We start from the raw sequence: 21,551 nt of genomic DNA, 5'->3' as shown, positions 1-21,551 counted from the left end.
TCGGCATGCTCTGTAATTGGCAAAGCGCCACTCTTAGTCGCTATACTCAAGCGTTGCATACACCACTGCAATTTGGTCCGCTGCAAATTACTCATCGCCATGGTTTATACCTAGAACTTCACTTCACCGATGGCCGAGTAGGTCGCGGCGAAATAGCCCCACTGCCTGGTTTTAGTGACGAAACACTAGAACAAGCCGAGCAGCAAATTCGTGATTACCTGCAAGGCCACGCTCAGCGTAAACTCTACCCTAGTGTCGCTTTTGGAATGGATTGTGCCATGGCTGGCTTCCCCCCCAATTCACCAATCGTCTCCGGTTATCCATTACTCAACGGTGATTTTGCGCATTGCCAACAAATACTGTCCCTGCACAATACTAAACTGGCAAAACTCAAAGTGGCCCGCCAATCTCCTAAACAAGACGTAGCGCTCATTAATCAATTGCTAGAGCATGATCCTGAGTTACGCTTACGCCTAGATGCCAATAGAGGCTGGATCTGGAACCAAGCGATATACGTACTAGAAAACATTGATTTAAGCCGCATTGATTATATTGAAGAACCCTTAATGAATAGCCAACAATGTGCGCTGCTAGCCCAACGTACTGGCGCAGGGATTGGCTTAGACGAAACCTTACAAGACAGCAGTTACCGTTATCACTACTTTGAGGGGTTGCGTTGCTTGGTGATAAAACCCAGCTTACTAGGCCCTTGGCGAGTTTGCGCTAATTTGGTCGAGCAAGCTCATGCAGACCAAGTAAGCTGCGTATTAAGCTCGGCTTACGAAAGTGAATTTGGTTTGCAATGGATAAACACCATGGCCAAACAATACACCCCAGACCAAGCACCTGGTTTGGATACCTTAAAAGCGTTTAGCGAGCAAGCAGCCAACATCGAAGAACTGGAAACATTTCAGCATAAACTATAAACAAGCTGTTAACTTTGCCGCGCCATCAAAAAAACCTCTAATGCAGGTCATCCGAGTCTTTTAAGGCTTGTCACACTTTTATCTTTATTTTCAATAAATTAAATATACAAAAAGAGAAAAACTCGCTGAAAGTGTTATTGTTTCAAGTGCTAAAAAACTCAATAAGCCATAAAAGTGTGACTCAACTATGATGCCAACTTTAAAGAAAATTTAACATTCCACAAAAACAGGAAAACGTTTTCTAGAGGCATGTCACATAGTGGTGCAGTATGTGAATATTCATTATAGCCGTACAAAAAAGCGTCATTGGTGCTCAAGGGTTAAGCGCCTAGTCTGGTTGTCGAGGAATGAGTAATTGGGATTACCTCTTCAACCTAAAATTAGCTAAAACATTATAAAACAAGCTATATAGCAAGGAGCCAAAACATGAAAAAACTGACCACACTATTGTGCGCAGTCGCGTTAGCAGTTTCCGCCCCCGTTTTTGCCAAAACCGTTAAAATTGGTATGGCCATCGATGACCTTCGCCTAGAACGCTGGCAAAAAGATAGAGACTTTTTTGTCGAAAAAGCCGAATCGCTCGGCGCCAAAGTATTTGTACAATCATCCAACAGTAACGAAACCGCCCAGATTTCACAGATCGAAAACATGATCTCTCGCGGCGTAGATGTACTGGTGATTATTCCTTACAACGGCAAAGTATTGTCTAACGTGATTGCTGAAGCCAAATCTGAAGGCATTCAAGTACTTGCCTACGACCGTTTAATTAACAATGCTGATATCGATTTCTACCTATCGTTTGATAACGAGAAAGTGGGTGAGCTACAAGCCGAAGCACTGATTAAACATAAAGCCGACGGTAACTTTTTCTTGATGGGTGGCTCACCGGTTGATAACAACGCCAAGCTTTTCCGCCAAGGACAAATGAACGTACTGCAACCGCTTATCGATAAAGGCGACATCAAAGTAGTGGGCGACCAATGGGTTGATGGCTGGTTAGCTGAAAACGCGCTTAAAATTATGGAAAACGCCCTAACCGCTAACGACAACAACATTGACGTAGTGGTTGCCTCTAACGACTCTACCGCTGGCGGTGCAATTCAAGCATTAGACGCACAAGGCCTAGCAGGTAAAGTGTATATCTCTGGTCAGGATGCTGACTTGGCAGCGAGCCGCCGCGTAGTAGCCGGTACTCAAACCATGACGATCTACAAGCCAATTAAACTACTGGCAACTACCGCCGCTGAACTTGCTGTACAAATGGGTAACGGCCAAATGCCAGAAGCTAACTCAAGCTTAAACAATGGCACTAAAGACGTTCCTTCATTCTTACTTACACCTATTCCAGTGGATAAATCTAACATTGACCAAACGGTAATTGCCGACGGTTTCCACACTAAAGCCGACGTTTACCAATAAAAACGCAGCACTATTCACTATGCAGTAAAAAAGGGTGGGGCCAGCGCCCCGCCCTTTTTATTAGGAGTTAAAGATGAGCCAAAGTAGCTTATTGATGATGTCTGACATCGTTAAAAAATTCTCCGGAGTGATTGCGCTAAATGGGGTTAATTTCAACTTAGAACGCGGTGAAGTGGTATCACTTTGCGGCGAGAATGGTTCTGGTAAATCCACCTTAATGAAGGTACTTACTGGCGTTCACCCCCATGGTAGTTACGAAGGACAAATTATTTACAAAGGCGAGCCACTGGTTTCGCATAGCATTAGAGACAGCGAAGCAAAAGGCATCGCAATTATTCACCAAGAACTCACCTTGGTGAAAGAGCTGTCGATACTTGAGAATATTTTCCTGGGTGCTGAAATCACTCACTATGGCGTTTTAGATCACAGCGCGATGTTTAAACAAACAGAAGCGCTGTTGAACCGAGTCAAGCTAGATGTGTCACCCGATACCGTGATTCGAGAGTTAGGTGTTGGCCAGCAGCAATTGGTTGAAATTGCTAAAGCCTTATCTAAAAACGCCGAAGTGTTGGTGCTAGATGAACCCAGCGCACCGTTAACTGAATCAGAAACTCGAGTCCTGTTAGATATTGTAAAACAGCTACGCAGCGAGGGCGTTAGCTGTGTTTACATCTCTCATAAGCTCACCGAAGTGAAAGAAATTTCCGATCGGATTTGTATTATTCGCGATGGCGAACACATTGGCACTCAAGATGCCGAACGTATGAGTACCGACGACATTATTAGCATGATGGTAGGTCGCGAGCTTAAACAACTGTTCCCGCGTGAAGAACACCCGATTGGCGAGGTTATTTTAAAAGTGGGTCCGGTAAACGCCCAACTCAGCAAAAGCGCCAACTTAAAACAAGTCGATAACATCAGCTTTAGCTTACACAAAGGCGAAATTTTAGGTGTTGCTGGTTTGGTAGGTTCTGGACGTACCGAGTTAATGCAGTGTTTATTTGGCTCTTACGAAGGCATCTATAAATGTCCGGTAGAGTTAGATGGCAAACCGATTAAAATTCGCCATAACCGCGATGCGCTAAACCACGGTATTGCCATGGTGCCTGAAGACCGAAAACGTCACGGTATTATCCCTATTATGGGGGTTGGCCAGAATATTACCTTAGCCGGTCTGAATATGTTTAGCGGCCTAGGTCAAACGGTGAATGAATCGGCTGAACATGCCTCTATAAACCAATCAATTCAGCGCTTAAAAGTAAAAACAGCTTCACCTGAATTAGCCATTAAAAGCCTCAGCGGCGGTAACCAACAAAAAGCCATTTTAGCTAAGTTTCTGTTGTTAGAGCCGCGCATTTTGATCCTCGATGAGCCTACTCGCGGCATCGACGTAGGCGCAAAATATGAGATTTATAAGCTGATGTATCAGCTGGTTAAACAAGGGATTAGCATCATTATGGTGTCATCTGAATTGCCTGAAGTACTGGGCATTAGTGACCGCGTATTAGTGATGCACGAAGGAAAATTAAAAGGCCTATTAGACAATCAAGACCTGAGCCAAGAAATGGTGATGGACTGTGCATTGGCCGAGGAGTAAGCAAATGTCGAGTCAAGAAACTACCATCACCAGTACCGAAGCTAAGGGAAGCCTGATGAGCAATTTAAAGAAAATGAAGTTACAAGTATTGGTGATGTTTGGCGCTATTGCGGTCATCATGCTGTTTTTTTACTTCGCTACTGAGGGTAGCTACTTAACCCCACGTAACATTTCAAACTTACTACGCCAAACCGCCATTACCGGCATTTTGGCAATTGGCATGGTGTTTGTCATTATCTCCGCCGAAATTGATTTGTCGGTGGGTTCAATGATGGGATTGTTGGGCGGCGCAGCAGCCATTATGGATGTGTGGTGGGAACTGCCACTGCCTTTAACCATTATTCTCACCTTAGGTGCAGGCTTTTTGTTAGGCCTTTGGAATGGTTGGTGGGTGGCCTACCGCAAAGTTCCTTCATTCATTGTGACGCTAGCAGGCTTACTCGCCTTTAGGGGAATACTGATTGGTATTACCGGCGGTAGCACCGTTGCGCCAACCACCGCCGACATGGGCATTATTGGCCAAAGCTATTTGCCTGATATGTTCTCAATGATTACCACGGTGGGTGCATTAGCGGTATTTTTCGCCTGGCAAGGTAAGCTGCGTAAAAATCGCACCGAGCACAAACTGACTAACTCACCAATAAGTGGTGATATCTTTAAGTTTGGTTTAATTGCTATTTTTGCCCTAGGTACAGTGTTATTGCTTAATGACTACCGCGGCGTACCAACCCCGGTATTGTTATTAGTGGTACTGATGTTTATCGCCGCATTTATGGCTAAGAAGACCGCTTTTGGACGCCGTATTTACGCCATTGGCGGTAACTTAGAAGCCAGCCGTTTATCGGGCATTAATGTAGAACGCACCAAGCTAAGCGTATTTGCCATTAACGGTTTGTTAGTGGGTGTTGCCGGGCTTATTTTGGCCTCACGCTTAGGAGCCGGTTCACCATCTGCAGGTACTGTGGCAGAGTTAGATGCTATCGCGGCTTGTGTAATTGGCGGCACCAGTTTAGCGGGCGGAGTGGGGACTGTATTTGGTGCAGTAATGGGCGCATTTATTATGGCCAGCTTAGACAACGGCATGAGCATGATGGACGTGCCGACCTATTGGCAGTCTATTATTAAAGGCGGCATTCTACTGCTTGCAGTATGGATGGACGTTGCCAGTAAAAAACGCGCATAAGATAACAAGCCAGAGCCTCGCTCTGGCTTTTCCATCACTAATATTGGCTAAGCGATTCATTAGATTATTTAGCCTGCAATAGAACAACACACTTCATTTTAATTCCCTCCTCAACTTTACTCAAAGCCAAGCGATAAGCGCCTTTCATAGGCTGTCAGCAAAGTTAGTAACAGCGTTTACTATCTAAAGGGAAAACTCGATCATAAACCAGAATGTCGTAGGAGAATGTGGCTTTTTGGGGTAAGCGACTCTAGGCCGATTGAAGGGCAAAGCAATAATGATTCAAGCATACTCAAGTGGCAGATGTTAACTAACCAATAAGATCCAAATCAAAATAACTATATTGATTTCGACCGCTAGATTTGGCTTTATACATCGCGGCATCAGCATTACGAATCAGCATTTCAGGATCGGTACCGTTAGCTGGGTAAAGGCTAATTCCCACACTGGCATACACGGGTTGAATATGCACACCTAAGCTCACTTCCTGGGCTAAGCGGCGTAATACGGTGGCCACCACTTCTGAGGCTTCATCTTCGTCGATAGACTCCAACGCTAACATAAACTCGTCGCCGGCAAAGCGAGCGACCGCATCTTCAGCGCGCACTACATCTCGTAATACCTTTGCCACTTCTTGTAGCAAATGATCGCCGGCTTCATGACCGAGATTGTCGTTAACTTGTTTGAAGTTGTCTAAATCGATAAACACCACGGCTAGGCCACTTTGTTTGCGCTGAGCCCGATTAATCGAGATTTTTAACTGCTCCAAAAACAAACCACGATTAGGTAAGCCCGTTAAGCTATCGTGACTCGCCATATGCCGCAGGTTCACCTCATTACGCTTTAGCTCTTCAATTTGTTTATTAATTTGCTGCGACATTGCCCCAAAGGTTGTGGCTAATAAGCCTATTTCGTCTTTACGCTGGCTAGGCAGCAACCTTTTAGCAGGCAAATTCCCCGTGGAAAACGCCTTAACAGCCACCACCATATTACGAATAGGCTGAGACAATACCTTGGCGAAAAGTAATGAAGTCAGTAAACCCAATAAACTTAGGGCTAAACACACCTTAATCATTGAGCCGGCTAATGAGTCGATAATATTGCTCAAGGTAGGCAAAGGGCTTACCAAAGCTAAAACCGCTAATTTTTGACTAGAAGCAGGACCGTAAAACAAAGGAGTAAACGAGACAGCTCGTTCGTACCTAATCGCAGCAGATGGATCCAAAACAAAAGTACGCGGCTGAAAATCACTAAACAACGCTTCCATTTGGGGGAAATCACGCTGCATCAAATAACGATGGCCATAGTGAAAGCCAAACTGCTTGTCGGGATTAGGATTAACCAGATAATCGCCCTTCTGGTTCGCTAAATAGATTTCGACTCCAGAGGGTAAATCGGCTTGTAGCAAACTAAAGAGATTTTCTAAACCTACATTCACTACCACTAAGCCAAGAGCTTTACCGCCACTAAATACCGGCGAAGCCACTTTTAAGGTTGGCTGATGTTGGCCAAGCTCAACACCTTTTTCGTTATGAATATCAACATCAGACAAATAGCTGTCTCCGTCACCTAAACGAAGGGTGCGAAACACATAGGGGTAGTGAGCTTTTTCTTCTAGCTGCTCTGCTTCAATAGCAATTAAGCCATCACTTAAGCGATCCACCCTAATCAGCTCTTGCCCAAAATTGTCAGCGCCAATAAAGCGAAGTTGAAAATAGGAGTTATTAAGTCTGAGTTTTTGCTTGAAGATATCGGTTAGTTGCTTCGCCAGCAGCGGTTTATTTGAAGATTGAAAGTATCCGGCAGTTTGTGGAATTGAAGCCAAAAATAATACATCTTTGGCGATTTCGTTAATGCTGTGATTAAACTCGCGCGAGAGAATATGAGTAGTGGTGGCAAGTTCACGCTCAGCGCTTTCAGCCAATAGTTCTCTGCTTTCATGGTAACTAACGGTAGCGGTGACCACCGATGCCAAAATACCAAACATCGCAAACCATAAACCAAAACGCAGCGAAATTGAGTTGATCATGGTAGCGCCATTGTCTGTAAGGTTTTACCACTTAAAATATTTTCCCAATAATCCGTTCTACGCTGATTATCCTCTACTCGCTCTAGCCAAATAATCTTATCTTCAGCCACACTGCGAGTATCTTGCACAATGGTATTGGCTAAACCTTGGCGCTCGGTAAGCAACTCACTCACCCAAGGCTCTAAGGTAAAGTTAATCCACTGATGGGCTAACTCTCGGTTTTGTACACCATTCGACAATGCCCAGCAGTCTAACCAAGCTAAAGCGCCCTCTTTGGGAATGGTGTAACCAATGTCTGCGCCTGAATCTTGCAGCTTTTTGAGCTGTTGAGCGCCGTAGTTGGCAAATACTAGTGCCACAGATTCTTGGTTAAAGTAATCGAGCGCTTCTTCTGGTGAGCTATAAAAGGTGAGAGCATTACGACGCAATGCTAATAAACGCTCGGTACTAGACGTAAACTCTTGATTAGTTTGCTGAAAAGGATTGCTAACACCGGCAACCAAACCCGCTAAGGAATAGTTATGTGCGCTGCCATTATAAGCTAACACCTTTCCTTGATATTGTGGGTCCCATAATACCTGCCAAGACTCTGGTGGTGTATCGAAGTAATTTCGATTATAAATCAAGCCCATTTCAGAATAGGTATAAGGAATGGCATAAACTTCATCACCACGTGTTGCTCCGGGGATATCACTTAAACGACTAAAGCGAGGGAGTTGCTTGGTGACGTTATCAATACTGTTTGGGTCGATGGCCACAGCCAAATTAGCATCAATATAACGTTGTAACTCGGCGGTATTTACCGCAAAAACATCGTAATCAGCACCTTGTTTATTGCCCATTCTCAGCCACATTTCATCATCATTGGTGATGTAACTCACCTTAACTTTCACTTTGTGGCGTTTTTCAAAGGCAGCAACCATGTCTGCGTCGGCATAACCCGGCCATGCCAGTACTCGCAAATCAACTTGCTCTGCCGCAATCGGTAGGCTAATTAAACTGAACAATAAACCCAAGGTAGATAAAACTCGCAACATTCCCTGTTCCCTAACGTACGTTGTGCTGCTAGCTAATGAGCTTCTTGCTACTAAGCTAATGGAGTGACCGTTTAGTATACGATCTCAAACAAAATAGTGAACCAAAAGTTAAACTTAAGTCAAAATATCGTGAACCACTTTGGCGGGCTAATTCACTGCGTTTAACGCTGTAGATAGTTGATGAACTCAACACTTAACTACTCGGTCAAATACTGCCAATCCAATAGTTATTTTTCAAGTTTTCTGCTTCAACTTTGCGAGTTCAACGCTTGGCCTAATAGCGCAAAGTAATCAACCATTGCCTCGCCTATCAGGTTTAGATGTGCAGCGTCTGGGTATCCACCAGCCTTAGCTAAATCAGTTTGCTTGGTACCATTAACTAAATAGCTATTTTTTAGCTCGTCTCGGCTTTGCACCCACGCCTCAAAAGCACGTGCCATCATTTCGGTAGGTAAACTAAAGTATTGCAGCCCGCGTTGCTTGTCTAAGGCGACAGAGCGCGCTACATAAGGGTGTAAGTCGGTGCCTTCATGACTTAACAACACCACCTTAAACAACTGACTTAAACGCTGATTAAGGGGATGCTGACGCTGTGGGTCGTCAACTAACCAGCGGGTTGCGGCAAACTCATTGGGCCTAGCTGCGCTAATAAACAGTTTATCGGCCATGTAATGATCAAAAGCGTGCCACCACTCATGAGCCAAAGCCCCTGCTCCGGCATTTTTTGCAAGGGCTAAGGTTTGGCTACCCGGAGCATAATGCGCTTGCACATTACGCTGGCCGCCAGTGCCAAAAGCTAAATTTAGGCTATTGCGCAAACCCAAGGCCTTAGGCGGCAAATTTAACAAAAATGCTAAATCTGCCAAGGCATCAAATACTAAACTGGCCGCGCGCTGCTTTTCTGCTTTGGTCACCCACGCGCCAATCGCTAGCCCAGCAAAACCAAAAGTGTGTTTTACATCGGCAAAATCCACTTCATCCCCATGCCGATAATCTGGGCCACGACGATAGTATTCACGCTGTAAGCCGGTACCTTTATTGTCATTCAAAGACATCAGTAAGCACGTGCTAGCATTAAGCGTGAGTCAATTTGGGGTTCGCACCGTACTGGTTGCTCTCAGATTGGCTGTCTGAACAAAAGAAGTACAACAACACCAGTACCCCAATGATTGGCAGTAACACTATCCATAACCACCAGCCTGTACGACCAGTATCGTGTAAACGACGCATCGCCACACCAATAGAAGGTAGTAACACCGCAATACCATAAATACTGCCTAATATGCCCATTCCAGATTCTACGTTGACCGAGCCAATAGCTTGGTCAACAACACTCAGCAACACGCTCACAATGCTGTTAATCAGCACAAACATCCAATATTCTTTGCGACGAGAACGGCCTGAAAAAACCAAATACTGCTTAAGTACGCCAATGTACCACTGCATAAATCTGCCTCTATATAAACGGTTAAAACGTGCTAGCCACTCAGTGTTATTGAGTAAGCTCTCTGGTAGTTGAACTAACCCGCACTGCGCCATCATCAAAATCTACAAAGTGCTTAATGCTGGGTAGCGCATCCTCTTGATGATGAGTCACATACACTAAGTGACTCAAGGTATTTTTAGCCACTAATTCTAGAGCATTAATCACCGTGCTGCGATGCAAAAAGTCTAAGCCTTGGCAGGGTTCATCTAACAACAGCAAACTAGGCGCTTTTATCATCGCTCGTGCAATAATCAATAAACGCTGCTGGCCATAGGATAAAGATTTGAAATACTGTTTCTCTAGCGTTTGCATACCAAAAAGTTGCAGCCATAAACGGGCTTGAGCCAGCTCTAATTCACTGGGCTGTTGATAGATGCCAATAGAGTCATAAAGCCCAGACAACACCACCTCTATGGCGCTACAGTTAACTCGGTATTGTAAATGCAGCGCTGCTGATACCATGCCAATACGCTGCTTAACCTGCCAAATGCTCTCGCCAGAGCCACGTTGGTAACCCAAGACCTGAATGTGATTACTGTAACACTGTGGGTGGTCACCAAAAATCAGATTTAATAATGTGCTTTTACCACAACCATTAGGCCCTCGTACCTGCCAATGCTGGCCTCGGCTTATTTGCCAGTCCAAACCACTAAAAATCGTCTCGCCAGCGTAACTCACACTCCCTTGAGTAATAGAAAACAATGGTTCTGGAATATCTTGTTGCTGATGTTGCCGCAGCGCTTCCACTATTGCCATTGACTGCTTCGCGGCCAATCTCTGCAACATTTTCCGTTCTGGATGCTCTCGCCACTGCTCAATGGTGAGTTGTTGGCTTAAACCCTCCTCATCTAACACCGCTACATGGCTAATTGATGCTGGCAACTCTTCGTCTCGCGAGGTAATAATCACCAGTTGGCAGCACTCGGATAACACTTCTAGCAGCTGCAATAAGCGTTGCTGATGAGCAATATCTAGCCCAGCAAAGGGTTCATCGAGGATCAATAACTGAGGATCGGTTAACAAGGCACGCGCTAGCATTAAGCGGCGAGTTTCACCGGTAGACAACATTCTAAAACCGCGTTCAAGCAAGTGGCTTAAGTCGCATTGCTCAAGCACTTCACTTATCTTTTGCGAATCGCAGCTGCTTATTGCTAATAGCTCGGCCACACTGTGGCCAGCATCACTTTCATCGCTAAAGTCGCTGTCATCTTCTGCCAATTCATTTTCTAGCAATGCTTGCTGTAGCTCTAAGGATACCAGCGCTACTCGCTCTGGTCGGCCTTGGCACTCGCCTCGCTCTGCACTTAACTCACCATTTAACCAGGCGCCAAACAAAGATTTACCACTGCCGCTATGACCAAAAATTGCCCAATGCTGACCTACGGCTAATTCCCAATGCTTTATGTTTAACTGTCGCTCACCTACCACCAACAGTAAATCTTCAACAATCATTTCGCCTGCCTATCCTAAAGTCTTACATTTAATCGTAACTATCTTCGCTTAGACTGAAGGATTAATACACCGTATTGGGTTAATCATTGAGCTGAACTAGACTAAATCTAACGGAGTTTGAATTATTTATCAGCTTACGCAGGTCTGATAAGACAGATAACATGCAACAGGAAGTGCCGACACTGTGACCGAACAATTAAACAACCAGTCTTCTAGCCCCTACGTATCGCCGGGCATGCCCGCGCTAGATATGAACGGTAAAACCACTTCTTTTTTTGAATTTTGGCCTACTTGGGCTGTTTATATTCCGGTTGTGCTGCAATGGCTGGTATTAGGTTTACGCCACCGTTCGTTTACCCTTCCCTTATTAGCCAACCCTAAACTGCCTCTGGCAGGTATGGTAGGAGTTGGCAAAAGTGAACTATTAGCCCAAGCCACCGGCCACTGTGATGCCGCGGTATTATCTTGGATGAAGGTCAACCGCACTGGCGCGCCAATAGAACATCAAGTAGAAGATTTACAGCAGCAAATGCAACAGCGCGGGTTGGCATTTCCGCTAGTGGGAAAACCAGATATTGGCTGTCGTGGTGCAGGCGTAAAACTGCTGCATAACCAGCAGCAGCTGCGAGACTGTTTAGATAACTACCCGATTAATTCAGCGTTAATGCTGCAGAAATTGGCCACTTATGAAGCCGAAGCAGGGGTGTTTTTTGTTCGCCATCCCGATAAACCAGAGGGCGAAATCATTTCGCTGGCACTTAAATACACACCTTATGTAGTCGGTGACGGCAAATCCACCCTCAAGCAATTGATTCAAGCCGATCCCCGCGCCAGTGAGTTACAGCACTTATATTTAAGTCGTCATCAAGACAAGCTTGAACAGGTTATTGAAGAGGGCAGCCCCTACAAATTGGTGTTTGCTGCCAGCCATTGCCGCGGCGCTATTTTTAGAGATGCCAATGCCTTAATTACCCCAGAGCTAAACAACGCAGTGAATCAAATGATGGCTGATTTGCCAGAGTTTTATTACGGACGTATGGACATTAAATTTGCCGACATTGACCACCTACAGCAAGGAAAGAACCTAGAGATTGTTGAAATAAACAGTGCCAGCTCAGAGTCCTTACACATTTGGGATAGAAAAACCCCTTTTCTCGAGGCCATGCGCTCTTTGTTATTTCAATATAAAACGCTATTTGAACTTGGTGCAGCTAACCGCAAGCGCGGCTATCAACCACCCAAATTTAAAGAGCTGCTAGTACGCTGGAAACACGAACGTGAGCTCACCGCCTGTTATCCAGAAACGGATTAAGGAGTAATCCATGCAGAATAAGAAAAATCCTTTTCGGCTCAGTATGCGCCCGCAGTGGCTAGCACGCATCATTGAAAAAGGCTTGGCACTAAGCCAACTAGCCAAGCACTACGATGAGCGCCCTCGTTTTGCAGATGATGGCAAAACTGCCTTACATTTCTTACGCCACACCATGCGCTGTTTAGATTTTTCATTACTGGCCAACAACCCAGAGGTACTAAAAGACATACCGCAACAAGGCCCGCTGTTAATTGTGGCTAATCACCCACTGGGTGGTTTAGAAGGGGTAGCCATGAGCGAGTTATTGTTGCAAGTACGCCCTGACTTAAAAGTACTCACTAATGAGTTACTGGCGAATATTCCTGAATTTGAAGACTTGTTTATTGGCGTAGATGTATTGTCAGAAAAAGCCGCCAAGAAAAATGCCCGTGGGATTAGAGTGTCTTGCCAGCACCTTTCTAAAGGCGGCGCATTAATGATCTACCCAGCGGGCATGGTGTCGGCGATTAATACTGAAAATGGCCAGATTGAAGACCGTGACTGGAACAATTTGGTGGGCCGTTTAGCAAAACGTTATAAAGCGCATGTATTGCCCTGTTTTGTAAGTGGCCGTAATTCTAAGTTATTTTATTTAGCGGGTTTAATACATCGCCGCCTGCGTACCGCGATGCTACCACGTGAGTTGATAAACAAACGCGGCCGTGAATTTACCATGCAAATTGGCGAGTTAATAAAACCCAAAGATTACCAAGACTTAAGTGATGAACAAGCGGTCACTGACTACCTTCGCGTAGCCACCGACTTGCTGAGTTTACCGCTCAACCCTCAAGCTAAAGTCCCCCCTAAACATCCTCCGCTGCACTTAGTGGAATGTTTACCCAATGGCCGACAAAACTTACGCGACCAGCTAGACACATTAGAAGATTGTGCATTGGTGACTCATCGTAATTTTACTGTTTACTGTGCCCCCTACCAACGGCTTGGCCCAATTATGGACGAGATAGCCTTAGCGCGTGAGGTCACCTTTAGAGCCGCTGGCGAAGGTACCGGTAAAAATCTAGATAGTGACCAGTTCGATCCTCACTATCTACATTTATTTGTGTGGGATAACGACACTCACTGCTTGGTGGGAGGGTACCGACTCGGTCACGCCAACGAAGTGGTAGAAAAACATGGCATTAACGCCTTGTACAGCCGTTCGCTTTACGACTTTGATCAAAACTATTTAAAACGGATGGGTGATTGCTTAGAAATGGGCCGCTCGTTTGTTGTACCTAAATATCAGCGTCATCCTCGAGCGTTGGATTTGTTATGGCAAGGCATTGGTCATTACGTGGCTAAGCATCCGCAATATCACACCTTATTTGGTTGTGTGAGCATTTCGCAAGAACACTCAGAGCTCGCTCAAGCCTTTATTTCAGACTCAATGATCTCTGCATTTCGTGCCGAACAACGGTATTTAAATGACGTAAAACCCATTGTGCCCCTTAAAGTAAAAGGCAAAGTGTGGACCAGCAAAGTACTGGCGTCGTTAAGTAACATAGCCATATTAAACAAGTTAGTCGGCCAATGTGAACCGGGGAAATCGATCCCCATTTTACTTCGCCATTACTTGGCTCTAAATGGCCGCTTTGTCTGTTTCTCAGTGAATAACAGCTTTAACCAATCTTTAGACGGTTTGATTATTGTTGATCTAAGAAAAACCCCTGAGAAATATTTACGCCGTTACCTCGGTCAAACTGGTAGCAAGATATTTTTAAGTAAATGGAGAAAAAATGAAGCAGCTGCGTGAGGCTACCGTAGACGCACTTCAACAAGTGCAGCAACTAGTAGAAGCGAGTGAAGGAACACTCTATAACCAGCCTTCCATGCATAGTGAGTCGGGCATTGGTCGCCATGTGCGACATATACTGGACCATTTTTTAGCGCTACAACAAGGTCTTGATAAAGGCAGTATTGATTACAATACTCGCCATCGAGATAGTGATATTGAAAATAACCCTAGCCTTGCGTTGCAGTTAATTCAGCAGCTATCGAATTGGTTTTTGCATCCACAATCGGCAATTGATGAGCGAGCGATTAAAGTGGAATCAGAGATTTCGCTAAAGCAGCAACAAACTATGCAGTTTGATAGCAGCCTAAGTCGCGAGCTTTGTTATCTCATCAATCATACTGTGCACCATGTGGCTTACGCCAAGTTAGTCGCCAAAGAGCTTGGTCTATTGGTAGACGAAAACATGGGCATTGCCCCTAGCACTGCCAGTTACTTGCGCCAACAGGGTTCTTAAATGTGTACGCTTAGCGTGTTGCGCCTTAATGAGCGCACCCTCGTCACCATGAACCGAGATGAAGCTCGCTCGCGCCATGAAGCAGGTTTAAAACAACAAGCTTCAGCGCTGACCGAAAGCATCTATCCGGTAGACGGCCAAGCAGGAGGAACGTGGTTTGGTATTAATAACCATGGTGTGGTGCTAGCCTTACTCAATCGCTACCAAGATCCACAACATAGCCCTGCACCTACCCGTGGGCAAATCATCCCTCAGGCCTTATTACTTGGCGCGCCAAGCAAAGTAAGTGAACATTTAGCAGAGCAATGCTACCAGGGCTATAACCCTTTTGATCTAGTGTTAGTGGCTAATAACACTAGTGAGCATTTCACCTGGAATGGTCAGCTGCTCAGTCGAACTCATATCAAACAAGCAGCCTTTCAGCTAAGTTCGTCTGCCCTCAATACCGAGCAAGTATTGGCAATTCGTAAACAACGCTTTGAACAATGGCTACACAGTACCCAAACCCGCAGCGCCGGCGCCGTGCTGCAAGATATTCATCTACAACAATGTCGGGATAATCGCGATCACTCAGTGTTAATGGATCGCGAAGATGCCCACAGTAAAAGCATTTGTCAGGTAGTACTTAGCCCACACACCAGCGAGCTTAATTACTACCCCGAGGCGAGCTTACAGATATGGCGAGAGCAGCTCCACCAAGCCAACACTAAGCCACTCGTTACAGAACTAAATAAACAACACCATCAATTTTCACTGCTTAACCGCAAATTCAGCGAAGAGGTATCATCATGAGAAAACTGCTATTAGCGCTTTTGTTTGTTTCTGGTTACAGTTTTGCCGCCGACCCCATTTACACTCCTTGGTTTAATAATCTAGCGATAAAAGGTTACGACAGTGTGGCCTACTTCACCGAAAACAAACCCGTAGAAGGTAAAGAAAGCTTTGAATATGAATGGCAAGGGGCGACTTGGCGCTTTAGCAGCGCCGACAACTTAGCTAAGTTTAGCGCCGAGCCTGAAAAATATGCTCCGCAATATGGTGGCTATTGCGCCTACGCTGTAGCCAAAGGTAAAACAGCCAGCATTGAACCGGAGCAATTCACCGTGCTAGACGGCAAGCTTTACCTCAATTACAACGCTAGCGTGCAAGAAAAATGGCTCACCAAACGCGATGACTATATTCAAAGTGCCGATAACAACTGGCCAAGCGTTATAGAATGATTGAACGCTACCGCCAGCTAGTTAACCAGCTAAGTCCTTGGCAAATAGCGCTGTTAGCCGCCTTGGTATACGGCGCTTGGGCCGCTTTTGTTAATAGCGAACATGGCAATGCCGTGGCGCTTAAAGCCGGTTTAGTGCAAGGCAGTTATGCTTTCGTTTCTACTTGGCTAATAAGCTTTATTGCCAAGTGGATGTTACTGCGGTGGGGCTTTAGTCAAACGGTACGCTGGTCTGCCATGTCGGTAAGTTGGTTGGTTATGTTGGCCATTCCGGTGGTATTACATACTTGGCAAAAAACACCCGACTTAGTCGAGGCTATTTTACCTGGGCTTGCGATTGGCAGTTTGTATTTATGGAGTTATTGCCAGCAATTGCAGGCACCGAAGCCAGAGTAATTACTGCTCGTGTTGGGATTTTTTAGCCTCGTGTTCTGGCGGCGGGATGACCGGGTTCAAATACGCAAAATCTATTTTATCTTGCTCTTCTTTGGCTCTGCGGCGCTGCTGCTGATAGGCCTGTAAACGCTTAACTTTATGAGATTGAGGGTTGGTCCACGCCACATACAGCAGCACACCCAAACTCAGCATACTGGCGGTACTCAACAAAGCAGCAAAGGCAGACTCCACTAAGCTGGTAGCAAAAATCATATTGAGAATGTGTACCACCGCTACGCCGGTCAACATCAAGCGACCGTGAAAACTATTATGCAGCAAGGAATACGCAGCGATGAGGCTGAGAAACAGTAATACTAAAGCGAATTCAAAACGTAGCGGAAATATCCAAATCCGTTGCAGCAGCAAATTATCGGCATAAGCGCCACTAAAAGCCGTCGCCAAAAATGCCAGTAAAGCACAGATGACATAAGCCGTAATGGCTAGTTTTAAAAATTTGGTATGACTCATACGCAGGCACTCACTCCTAGTCAGCCAATATTTATAGTATAAAACATATACGCCAATTAACTGATAAACAAGCTACTAAGTGGCTAGCCTGCGTAATAAGCCCGTTACTCTTGGCTTTCCATACCCAAGAAAAGCATCAGCTCTGCCGCTAGGGCCGCAGAACTAAGTGCTAAACCCGTCACAATAAAAATGCCGATGTATTTGCTTAACACAATGCTTAACGCGAGAACCCGTAATAAACGTTCGTTCATCTTCCTCTCCTTGCAACACGCTATAGTGACCCATTGTTGTAAAATTGTTCGCCAATAGATGCGACCAAGCTCACCGCTTTCCCCATGAATAATCAGATCAGCTAAGACCATGATCAGTAACAACAAGTATCAAGATAGAAGAAGTAATTGTAGGAATTTTGAACTGAAACAGAGTCGCTATACGTCGAGGTCAAGCACCGCTCTATTGCGCCCTTGGTGCTTGGCTTTATACAAACATGTATCGGCCATTTCCAGTAAGTTGGTTGGGTCCAGCACATCATCAGGCTCCACCAATATACCGCCAAGGCTAATGGTTAATACTTCAGAAATCTGCGAGCCTTGGTGCTCAATATTTTGCGCCGATACCTCTTGAACTATCCGCTCTGCCATTTGCGGTAAATCTTGCTGATTAACATCGGAGAGCAATATCGCAAACTCTTCCCCACCAACTCGCGCCACACAATCTTCACTGCGTTTAACTACCGAAGATAGCGCTTTAGCTACCAGCTTTAAGGCCTCATCACCTTGCAGGTGACCATAGCGGTCGTTATAGGCTTTAAAGTAATCAATATCGGCCATCATTACTGCAATTTGCGAGCGATGACGCCTAGCGCTAGCAATAGCGCGGTTTAATTCCCGTTTAAACGGTCGGCGATTCACCAAGCCAGTGAGTTCGTCGGTTTCTGCTAATACTTGCAAGCGCTCATTCACTTGCAGTAACTCGTTTTGTAGTCGCGCCATGGCTAAGGCATTTTTTTCTTGAATTAACAAACCACTAATTGCCGCGGCAAACTGCCCAAGTAGTGCAATCTGGTGGTCGTCCCACAGCGCGCAATAGCTCAAACTGACACAGTTAAGCAGGCCAAAGGCTTTGTTGCCATCACTTAACGGAAAACCGGCAAACGACTTAATACCATGCTGTTTAAGCAGCTTATATTCTTCTTTAGCTTGGCGCTTAATCTTCTCTACATCGTTCACAACAATCGGCGCAACATTCACTAAACGCCGCTTAAGTTCACTTAACTGGCTTAGATCTATCGGCTCTATTGGCGCTAAATGGCCGGGCACACTCCATACGTCTCGGTAAATAGCCTGCTGGCGTTCAAACTCTAATATCACCACTCGCTCCACTGAGAACAAACTGCCAATCGCCGACGTTGCGCGCTGCAATAGGGCTTTAGAGTTTCTTGGGGTTTGATTAAGAAATGATAGTGATATCTCAGACAGCAACTGGTTAGCTTCGGTTTGCCAATTTAACAGTGCGGTACGTTGTTCTACGGTTTCCTCTAATATCTGACGGTGCTGATGAAGCTGTTGCTCGGCTTCTAGCCGGGCATCTAAACCACGTTGCAAACGTTGCTGCAATTGCTGCATTGAGCTGGCCACTAAACCAATTTCGTCATTACGCTGAATCAGCTTGCTAGGCAATTGCACTATTTGTTGCTCTTCGGTAAATATTTGATCGGCTGCCTCGGCCAAGCGGCGTAAGTCACCAGTCACTAAACGCCCAAGCAAAAGCAATATAATCAGGCTCATCAAAAAGGTTTTTAAGCCGTTAGTTAACAGTATCACCAAGGCTTGTTCGGCGATGTCTTGCTTTATTAACGACAAGTCTAAACCAACGGTTAATTGGCCAATATCTCGTTCACGGTAACTAAGCATATAAACGTAGAATTTCTGGTTTAAATTGGCATCTCCAATACTCAAACTAATGCCATCGCCGGAGCTAAGGTTAACCGTGGCAACATATTGCTGCTGTACAAACCCCTGCAGTAACTCATCTAATAGCTGATAGTCTACATCCCAAATAGCCCGTTCTATGGCCGCCATATTGGCTTGATTGTATTCATCAACCCACCGCTCTGCATTTTTCACCGCACCAGAAAAATTGAAAGCAAGTTGCACTGCCACCGAGACCAGCGCAAATAGGGTGCTGGCACCCACGATTAAAATGAGTAATCTTTTGGCAATCGGAGTGTGTAGCTTGAAAGAACCTTTCACCATAGTCACCTCATTGCACGACGGGGAAATTAAAAGACTTGTCCCGTTCTAGCAACAAGGTATCAAAGGAGATATCGCTCCAGTTTTTGTCTTTCAATTGCTGGTACTCCTGGGTTCCCGGAACCAGTAGTTGAAACATATTAGAGTTAACGGTAGCTGGAATAGGTTTGCCCAACTGATGTAAATAGATAAGATTTAAGGCTAAGCCTGCAGCACTAAAATGGCCACCGCCTAAGGCACTTATCTCGCCAGTTTCACGCAGTTCTAAGGCTTTTTCTGAGGTATTCACGGTACCAACAAATATATCTTTTCCTGCTTGTTTACCCGCTTCTTTAATGGCTTTCAGGCTGCCAAATGCCATGTGGTCGTTGGCCGTCCACAAAAAACGTAGCTGCGGATAACGCTGCAATAACACTTTGGTTTGGTAGTAGCTACGTTGTTCGTCCCATAGCCCATAAACAATTTGGCGCATATTGATCGATGTTTGCTGCAGAAAAAACGCCTCTGCCCCCGCTTCTCTGGCCACTGAGGCGGGAGTGGCTTTGTCACCGGAAATAATCACTGCATCACCGCCGCCTCCCTTCGCGGCAGCATGCATGGCTTGAGCGGTCGCATAGCCAATCGCGTAGTTGTTAGGGACTAGGCTACTTAATAAGTACTTTTGCCAATGTGGATTTAGCTTGCGCAAGGCCAGCTGATCTTCATCTAAATCGTTTAATATCACAACCACATAAACCGCATGCCCTTCTAACAAACTAAGCATACGCGGCAAGGCTTGGCGCTCGTTTACTAACATTAAATAGTCGGGTAATTGCTGGTTCTCAATCATCCATTCAATATGCTTGAGCTTAGAGTAGTGATTACGTTCACTGTGAAAAGTTTGTAAATCTAGGTCCAGCTGTTTAGCGGCAACGGCTGCAAAAGTGTCTACGTCCTGCCAAAAACTTTCATCTGCTTTACCAGGGTTCAAAAACACCACAGAGCCTTGCCCCCATACCAACGGGCAAAACACTAACAATAAAATAACCACGTTTCTTTTCAAATTAGGGCAACCAGCAAGTATTGGTTTTGCTTAGTTAAAACTATAAACCACCCTGCAGATTTAGCCTGTTTAGTTTGTTAAAACTCGCCCTAACCACCTTAATAAACGCAAAAAGCGCCAAGTGGCGCTTTTAAACAAATAACTCAACAAATTCAAATAACTATTTGTAAGCCTGATTATTTAGTGGTGAGCCAAACAAACCAGCAAACATCAGTACGCAAGGTAAGGCCATTAACAAGGCCAGCTGTTCGCTACTGGCTAATCCACTCACGCCTAGTATGCCCACCAAACAGGCAGAGCCAGTCATTTGAATAAAACCCAGCAACGCAGACGCAGTACCCGCTTTATTGCCAAACGGCGATAAAGCGCTGCCCGTTCCTACTGCGATTAATAAACAAAAACCAATGCTTGATACAAATACCGGTGCCATAAACGCCAAGGGATGCAAAATGCTTTGTGCCAGCACCAAGGCGACTGCCGCACCAGCCATCAAACTAGCTCCAAGCCACAAGCCCACTGTTTGGCCAAGCCACTTAATTACTTGCGGCGCTATAAATGCGGCGACGATGTTAATCGCCGCATTGCTACCAAACCAAAAGGCGTAATCACTGCTTGAGAGCTGCATATCCACCATTAAACGGCTAGGTGATTGAGACACATAAGCGATGATCATTGCCATGCCTAGCATCACCAATAACGAATAAAAGCGAAAACTGGCCACCCGTAATACGCTGCTATAACGGCTTAGTGAATACAAACGCCCGCTAAAAACATCACTTTGTGGTTTGGTTTCTTTTAGTGCCAGCAGCATGCTAAAAAACACCAGCACGGCAAAACCCACCATGAACCAAAAGTTAGCCGACCAAGACCACCAATGCGTTAACACGCCGCCCAGCAAAGGAGCTAATGCTGGCACGATGCAAATCACGCCATTGAGATAACTAAACATACTTTTGGAGCGCTCAGCGCCAAAGTGGTCACGTACTCCAGCAAATGCAGCCACCGATAAACAGCTGGCCGCAATTCCTTGGCCCAAGCGGGCAAGCATTAATACTTCGTAACTGTTGGCTAGCGCCGCAAGTGCAGAGGTAACCAGGTAAAGCAGCGCACCAATTAAAGCGATGGGTCGGCGGCCAAAGCGATCCGCTAACGGCCCCACAAATAGCTGGCCAATGCCAAAAGCAAACAAAAACACCGGAATGGTTTGCGCTATCCACGCCACCGGAACATTAAAGGCTTCGGCCATTTCCGGTATAGCAGGCAAAAAGATGTCAATTGCTAAGGGAGAAAACAGCACCATTAGCATGAATATGGGTAAAGGGTTAGACAAACGCATTAATCACTCCTAGTTCTAGCTGAATATTGTAGAACTGCAGTAATATGAATGATAATGATAGTTTGGATTC

At 45.4% G+C, this 21,551-nt stretch carries 20 protein-coding genes; 10 read left to right on the top strand and 10 right to left on the bottom strand.

All coding sequences use genetic code 11. The features are described from left to right. Positions 1-5 precede the first annotated feature (5 nt). From menC to Q4592_RS06740, 4 genes are all read left to right on the top strand, one after another. Positions 6-926, top strand: coding sequence for an o-succinylbenzoate synthase (gene menC / locus Q4592_RS06755; protein ID WP_303511426.1), 921 nt, complete (start codon positions 6-8; stop codon positions 924-926). A 426-nt stretch (positions 927-1,352) separates the two neighbouring features. Then, the gene (gene xylF / locus Q4592_RS06750) at positions 1,353-2,345 is read left to right on the top strand and encodes a D-xylose ABC transporter substrate-binding protein (RefSeq protein ID WP_137674110.1); all 993 of its coding nucleotides are present in this window, start codon (positions 1,353-1,355) and stop codon (positions 2,343-2,345) included. 73 nt (positions 2,346-2,418) lie between these two features. Next, the gene (locus Q4592_RS06745; protein ID WP_303511424.1) at positions 2,419-3,942 is read left to right on the top strand and encodes a xylose ABC transporter ATP-binding protein; all 1,524 of its coding nucleotides are present in this window, start codon (positions 2,419-2,421) and stop codon (positions 3,940-3,942) included. Positions 3,943-3,946: 4 nt separating this feature from the next. Next, entirely contained in the window at positions 3,947-5,125 is a 1,179-nt protein-coding gene (locus tag Q4592_RS06740) for a sugar ABC transporter permease (protein WP_303511422.1), read from the top strand. Between the two features lie 310 nt (positions 5,126-5,435). Here Q4592_RS06740 and Q4592_RS06735 read toward each other — a convergent pair whose 3' ends face one another. From Q4592_RS06735 to Q4592_RS06715, 5 genes are all read right to left on the bottom strand, one after another. Further along, positions 5,436-7,154 carry a GGDEF domain-containing protein gene (locus Q4592_RS06735; protein ID WP_303511420.1) on the bottom strand — a complete coding sequence of 573 codons (1,719 nt, stop codon included), beginning with the start codon at positions 7,152-7,154 and terminating at the stop codon, positions 5,436-5,438. Continuing rightward, entirely contained in the window at positions 7,151-8,191 is a 1,041-nt protein-coding gene (locus Q4592_RS06730; RefSeq protein ID WP_303511418.1) for an extracellular solute-binding protein, read from the bottom strand. The genes Q4592_RS06735 and Q4592_RS06730 overlap by 4 nt, the downstream gene beginning before the upstream one ends. A 248-nt stretch (positions 8,192-8,439) precedes the next feature. Next, positions 8,440-9,246 (bottom strand): CLCA_X family protein, encoded by an 807-nt coding sequence (locus Q4592_RS06725; RefSeq protein WP_303511417.1) that lies wholly within the window; start codon positions 9,244-9,246, stop codon positions 8,440-8,442. A 19-nt stretch (positions 9,247-9,265) separates the two neighbouring features. Further along, positions 9,266-9,637 carry a DUF805 domain-containing protein gene (locus Q4592_RS06720; protein WP_303511415.1) on the bottom strand — a complete coding sequence of 124 codons (372 nt, stop codon included), beginning with the start codon at positions 9,635-9,637 and terminating at the stop codon, positions 9,266-9,268. A 46-nt stretch (positions 9,638-9,683) separates the two neighbouring features. Continuing rightward, entirely contained in the window at positions 9,684-11,129 is a 1,446-nt protein-coding gene (locus Q4592_RS06715; protein WP_303511413.1) for an ATP-binding cassette domain-containing protein, read from the bottom strand. 184 nt (positions 11,130-11,313) lie between these two features. On the opposite strand from Q4592_RS06715, the gene Q4592_RS06710 reads away from it, so the two are divergent. From Q4592_RS06710 to Q4592_RS06685, 6 genes are read left to right on the top strand one after another with little or no spacing between them, the layout of a single operon-like run. After that, positions 11,314-12,441, top strand: a complete 1,128-nt coding sequence (locus tag Q4592_RS06710; RefSeq protein ID WP_137674118.1) for a D-alanine--D-alanine ligase — start codon at positions 11,314-11,316, stop codon at positions 12,439-12,441. A gap of 10 nt (positions 12,442-12,451) precedes the next feature. Then, positions 12,452-14,233: a lysophospholipid acyltransferase family protein gene (locus Q4592_RS06705; protein WP_303511411.1), complete on the top strand. Its 1,782-nt coding sequence runs from the start codon at positions 12,452-12,454 to the stop codon at positions 14,231-14,233. Further along, positions 14,217-14,729: a DinB family protein gene (locus tag Q4592_RS06700; RefSeq protein WP_303511409.1), complete on the top strand. Its 513-nt coding sequence runs from the start codon at positions 14,217-14,219 to the stop codon at positions 14,727-14,729. The genes Q4592_RS06705 and Q4592_RS06700 overlap by 17 nt, the downstream gene beginning before the upstream one ends. After that, positions 14,730-15,521 carry an NRDE family protein gene (locus Q4592_RS06695; protein WP_303511407.1) on the top strand — a complete coding sequence of 264 codons (792 nt, stop codon included), beginning with the start codon at positions 14,730-14,732 and terminating at the stop codon, positions 15,519-15,521. Beyond that, complete coding sequence (locus Q4592_RS06690) at positions 15,518-15,949, top strand: YHS domain-containing (seleno)protein (protein ID WP_303511405.1); 432 nt, start codon at positions 15,518-15,520, stop codon at positions 15,947-15,949. The genes Q4592_RS06695 and Q4592_RS06690 overlap by 4 nt, the downstream gene beginning before the upstream one ends. Continuing rightward, a complete protein-coding gene (locus tag Q4592_RS06685; protein ID WP_303511404.1) occupies positions 15,946-16,344 on the top strand; it encodes a hypothetical protein in 399 nt (132 codons plus the stop codon). The genes Q4592_RS06690 and Q4592_RS06685 overlap by 4 nt, the downstream gene beginning before the upstream one ends. Here Q4592_RS06685 and Q4592_RS06680 read toward each other — a convergent pair whose 3' ends face one another. The 5 genes from Q4592_RS06680 to Q4592_RS06660 all read right to left on the bottom strand — a co-directional run bounded on the left by Q4592_RS06680 (position 16,345) and on the right by Q4592_RS06660 (position 21,481). Then, positions 16,345-16,851, bottom strand: coding sequence for a hypothetical protein (locus Q4592_RS06680; protein WP_303511402.1), 507 nt, complete (start codon positions 16,849-16,851; stop codon positions 16,345-16,347). 104 nt (positions 16,852-16,955) lie between these two features. Further along, complete coding sequence (locus Q4592_RS06675) at positions 16,956-17,102, bottom strand: hypothetical protein (RefSeq protein WP_154675877.1); 147 nt, start codon at positions 17,100-17,102, stop codon at positions 16,956-16,958. 177 nt (positions 17,103-17,279) lie between these two features. Continuing rightward, positions 17,280-19,106 (bottom strand): sensor domain-containing diguanylate cyclase, encoded by a 1,827-nt coding sequence (locus Q4592_RS06670; protein ID WP_303511401.1) that lies wholly within the window; start codon positions 19,104-19,106, stop codon positions 17,280-17,282. A gap of 7 nt (positions 19,107-19,113) precedes the next feature. Next, on the bottom strand, positions 19,114-20,133 hold the full coding sequence (locus Q4592_RS06665; protein ID WP_303511400.1) for an ABC transporter substrate-binding protein: 1,020 nt from the start codon (positions 20,131-20,133) through the stop codon (positions 19,114-19,116). 172 nt (positions 20,134-20,305) lie between these two features. After that, positions 20,306-21,481, bottom strand: a complete 1,176-nt coding sequence (locus tag Q4592_RS06660) for a multidrug effflux MFS transporter (RefSeq protein WP_303511398.1) — start codon at positions 21,479-21,481, stop codon at positions 20,306-20,308. Positions 21,482-21,551 lie beyond the last annotated feature (70 nt).

Origin of the sequence: Agarivorans sp. 1_MG-2023, from assembly GCF_030548385.1 — a bacterium.
In the GTDB taxonomy this organism is placed as follows: Bacteria; Pseudomonadota; Gammaproteobacteria; order Enterobacterales; family Celerinatantimonadaceae; genus Agarivorans.
The sequence above is the reverse complement of the archived record's forward strand: the minus strand, read 5'-3'. Positions and strand labels throughout refer to the sequence as shown.

What these genes read in the sequence shown, in the direction of transcription:
- Q4592_RS06745 (WP_303511424.1), top strand. Translation starts at nt 2,419, where the DNA reads ATGAGCCAAAGTAGCTTATTGATGATGTCTGACATCGTTAAAAAATTC.
- menC (WP_303511426.1), top strand. Translation starts at nt 6, where the DNA reads ATGCTCTGTAATTGGCAAAGCGCCACTCTTAGTCGCTATACTCAAGCG.
- Q4592_RS06725 (WP_303511417.1), bottom strand. Translation starts at nt 9,246, where the DNA reads ATGTCTTTGAATGACAATAAAGGTACCGGCTTACAGCGTGAATACTAT.
- Q4592_RS06730 (WP_303511418.1), bottom strand. Translation starts at nt 8,191, where the DNA reads ATGTTGCGAGTTTTATCTACCTTGGGTTTATTGTTCAGTTTAATTAGC.
- Q4592_RS06675 (WP_154675877.1), bottom strand. Translation starts at nt 17,102, where the DNA reads ATGAACGAACGTTTATTACGGGTTCTCGCGTTAAGCATTGTGTTAAGC.
- Q4592_RS06700 (WP_303511409.1), top strand. Translation starts at nt 14,217, where the DNA reads ATGAAGCAGCTGCGTGAGGCTACCGTAGACGCACTTCAACAAGTGCAG.
- Q4592_RS06680 (WP_303511402.1), bottom strand. Translation starts at nt 16,851, where the DNA reads ATGAGTCATACCAAATTTTTAAAACTAGCCATTACGGCTTATGTCATC.
- xylF (WP_137674110.1), top strand. Translation starts at nt 1,353, where the DNA reads ATGAAAAAACTGACCACACTATTGTGCGCAGTCGCGTTAGCAGTTTCC.
- Q4592_RS06670 (WP_303511401.1), bottom strand. Translation starts at nt 19,106, where the DNA reads ATGGTGAAAGGTTCTTTCAAGCTACACACTCCGATTGCCAAAAGATTA.
- Q4592_RS06695 (WP_303511407.1), top strand. Translation starts at nt 14,730, where the DNA reads ATGTGTACGCTTAGCGTGTTGCGCCTTAATGAGCGCACCCTCGTCACC.
- Q4592_RS06705 (WP_303511411.1), top strand. Translation starts at nt 12,452, where the DNA reads ATGCAGAATAAGAAAAATCCTTTTCGGCTCAGTATGCGCCCGCAGTGG.
- Q4592_RS06720 (WP_303511415.1), bottom strand. Translation starts at nt 9,637, where the DNA reads ATGCAGTGGTACATTGGCGTACTTAAGCAGTATTTGGTTTTTTCAGGC.
- Q4592_RS06740 (WP_303511422.1), top strand. Translation starts at nt 3,947, where the DNA reads ATGTCGAGTCAAGAAACTACCATCACCAGTACCGAAGCTAAGGGAAGC.
- Q4592_RS06685 (WP_303511404.1), top strand. Translation starts at nt 15,946, where the DNA reads ATGATTGAACGCTACCGCCAGCTAGTTAACCAGCTAAGTCCTTGGCAA.
- Q4592_RS06690 (WP_303511405.1), top strand. Translation starts at nt 15,518, where the DNA reads ATGAGAAAACTGCTATTAGCGCTTTTGTTTGTTTCTGGTTACAGTTTT.
- Q4592_RS06715 (WP_303511413.1), bottom strand. Translation starts at nt 11,129, where the DNA reads ATGATTGTTGAAGATTTACTGTTGGTGGTAGGTGAGCGACAGTTAAAC.
- Q4592_RS06735 (WP_303511420.1), bottom strand. Translation starts at nt 7,154, where the DNA reads ATGATCAACTCAATTTCGCTGCGTTTTGGTTTATGGTTTGCGATGTTT.
- Q4592_RS06660 (WP_303511398.1), bottom strand. Translation starts at nt 21,481, where the DNA reads ATGCGTTTGTCTAACCCTTTACCCATATTCATGCTAATGGTGCTGTTT.